2 protein-coding genes are annotated in these 2,270 nt (G+C 74.5%); both read right to left on the bottom strand.

Features of this window, described 5'->3' with window-relative positions; all coding sequences use genetic code 11:
- Positions 1 to 82 precede the first annotated feature (82 nt).
- Positions 83 to 1,381: a porin gene (locus AC1MIR_RS09760; protein WP_480027975.1), complete on the bottom strand. Its 1,299-nt coding sequence runs from the start codon at positions 1,379 to 1,381 to the stop codon at positions 83 to 85.
- A 152-nt stretch (positions 1,382 to 1,533) separates the two neighbouring features.
- Positions 1,534 to 2,115 (bottom strand): thiamine phosphate synthase, encoded by a 582-nt coding sequence (locus AC1MIR_RS09755; protein ID WP_480028735.1) that lies wholly within the window; start codon positions 2,113 to 2,115, stop codon positions 1,534 to 1,536.
- Between the last annotated feature and the right edge of the window lie 155 nt (positions 2,116 to 2,270).

Here is a 2,270-nt window from a genome sequence, read left to right as displayed (position 1 = left end):
CCGGGGCGACGGGGGGGGGGGTCCACCCCCACGGGGGGGGGGGGCCCCCCCCCCCCCTCCGACCTTGCCGATCCGGGAAGGATCAGAAGGCGAGACGCGTGCCGACCATGAAGGACTGCGCGGAGCGGTCCGTCATCGTGCCGGTCTGACCATTGCGGGTCAGCGTGAAGTTCACGTTGTCGTCCTGCAGGTTGCCGTAGTTGGCGAACACTTCCAGGCCGGGCGCGAGCGTGTAGGAGGTGCCGAAGCCCCACACGGTCTGCTGGCGGTCCGCCAGGTTGCCGCCATTGTCCTGCTCGCCCTGGCCGAAGAAGCCGCCGAAGGCCCAGGATCCGACCACATAGGTCAGGCCGAGGGCCCAGTGCGAGGAGTCGTCGCGGCCCTGGCGGAGCGGCGCGCCGGCCACCGAGGCGCCCGAGTACTGGCCCCAGGTGTATTCGCCGCCGAGGGTGAAGCCGAAGGCAGTGATGCTGGCGCCGAACGAGTAGGCAGTCACGTTCGGGTCGCGGACCGCGACGGCGGCGCCGCCGGGGGTCACCTGCGGGCTGTCGGCGCGCTGCGCCGCGAAGCTGGCCGCGATGCCGACATTCTGGAACGAGCCGCGGTAGCGGATACCGCCCGAGATCTCGTTCGTCAGGCCGGTGCGGTCACGCTGCGGGATCGTCGCCGAGAGCGGCGTGCCGGCGGGGCCGGTGCCGCCGCCGGGCGTCAGGACCGTCAGGCTGCCGGTCGAGAGGCTGTCCACCGCGCGGCCGGAGATGATGCGGTCACCCTCGTTCCGGTTCGGCGAGTAGCTGACGCCGAAGTCGAAGCCGAACCACTGCGGCGAGAGGTAGATGATCTTGGTGGAGTCGTTGCCGTCGTTGATGCCGGTGATCAGCGAGGGGCCGCCGCCGGTGAAGGCGGTGGAGCTCAGCAGGCCGTCATCCCAGTCGCCGTCAACGCCGCTGCCCGTCACGCTGGGCGGACGCACCTGGATCAGGTTCGCGGCGCTGTCCTCTTCACCGAAGCGCAGCGTGCCGAGCGTCGGGGACGACATGAAGATGTAGGCTTCGTCGATGTCGAAGATCGTGCCGCCCGTGCCGTCGTTCTGCACTTCCATCACGGCGCCGTAGGCGAGGCCGTTGGCCGCCTTGCCGTTCACGAAGATCTGCAGCTCGACCTCGTTCTTGAAGTCCCAGCGGCTGCGGCGCTGCTGGCCGGCGCCGTTCACGCCGGTCGGGACGCCGCGCGCTTGGTCGAAGTCGTCGTCGTTCCACACCGCCTCACCGATGATGTAACCGCCGAGGCGGACCGTCGGTGCCGTCTGCGCCTGGGCGGTCGTCGCCCCGATCAGCGCAGCGCCGACCACCGCCGTGGTGCCCAGCAAAAACTTGCGCATTCGAAAACCTCCTCCTGAACCGGGTCGCCCCGGAGTGCTTCGGCCCGCCTGCCCCCCTCGACAGGTGCCACGCACGGACGAACTCCGCGCGTGGTCAGACCCGGGCACACTATTGTCGCGAGGCCGCGCCGAGGTCCACCGGCCACGAAGCCTCAACGCGACTTCCGCGAAACACTGTGGCTCTGCCGCCACATCTCCCGGTCCGACACCGACGCCCCCGCAAGCGCGCCGATCGCCGCCAGGCCGGCAGCGCGCCCTGCGCCGCGCCGCGGCAGCCTCCCCGCCGTTCCCGGCGCCACGCCCCCCAGCGCCACCGCCGGCCGACCCAGCGCCCTCGCCAGCGCGGCCCAGCGCAGCGGCCCGAGCGCGGGCGCACCGGGATGGCTCGCCGTGGCGAAGGCCGGCGAGAGCAGGGCGCAATCCGCCCGCAGCCGCCTGCCCCGCGCCAACCCCGCCCGGCCATGCGTTGCGACCGACAGCAAGGCCCAGGGCGCCCCGCCGCGTCGCGCCCGGAGGAAGGGCAGCAGCCCCCGCCCCCCGGCCCGGTCAGGCACATGCCGCCCCGCCCGCAGCGCCCGCGCGCCACGCCCCCCGCCGCCGAGCCGCAGGACGCGGCCCCGGCCGCGCGCCCGCCGCGCGCGCCGCGCCAGGACACCCGGGGCAGCGCCGCGGGCCAGCGCCGCCGCCCCGCGCGGCAGCCGCCGCGCCGGCCCCACCGGGTCCGGCAGCCGCATCGGGTCGGACAGCAGCCAGAGGCGCGGCACGCGCCGCCAGCGCCGGGTCCGTGGTGTCGGCGGAACGCCACGGCATCCAGGCGCGCGCCAGCGCGATGCCGAGCGCGCGCCCCACCCCCGCCGGCCCCGCGCGCCAGGCGCGCAGACCGGCCCGC

The organism is Falsiroseomonas sp. RANM36, from assembly GCF_056682175.1.
This window is presented reverse-complemented; position numbering and strand designations above follow the sequence as displayed.

Excerpts from the sequence above, each read along its gene's own strand:
- AC1MIR_RS09760 (WP_480027975.1), bottom strand. The coding sequence starts at position 1,381 with ATGCGCAAGTTTTTGCTGGGCACCACGGCGGTGGTCGGCGCTGCGCTG.
- AC1MIR_RS09755 (WP_480028735.1), bottom strand. The coding sequence starts at position 2,115 with ATGCGGCTGCCGGACCCGGTGGGGCCGGCGCGGCGGCTGCCGCGCGGG.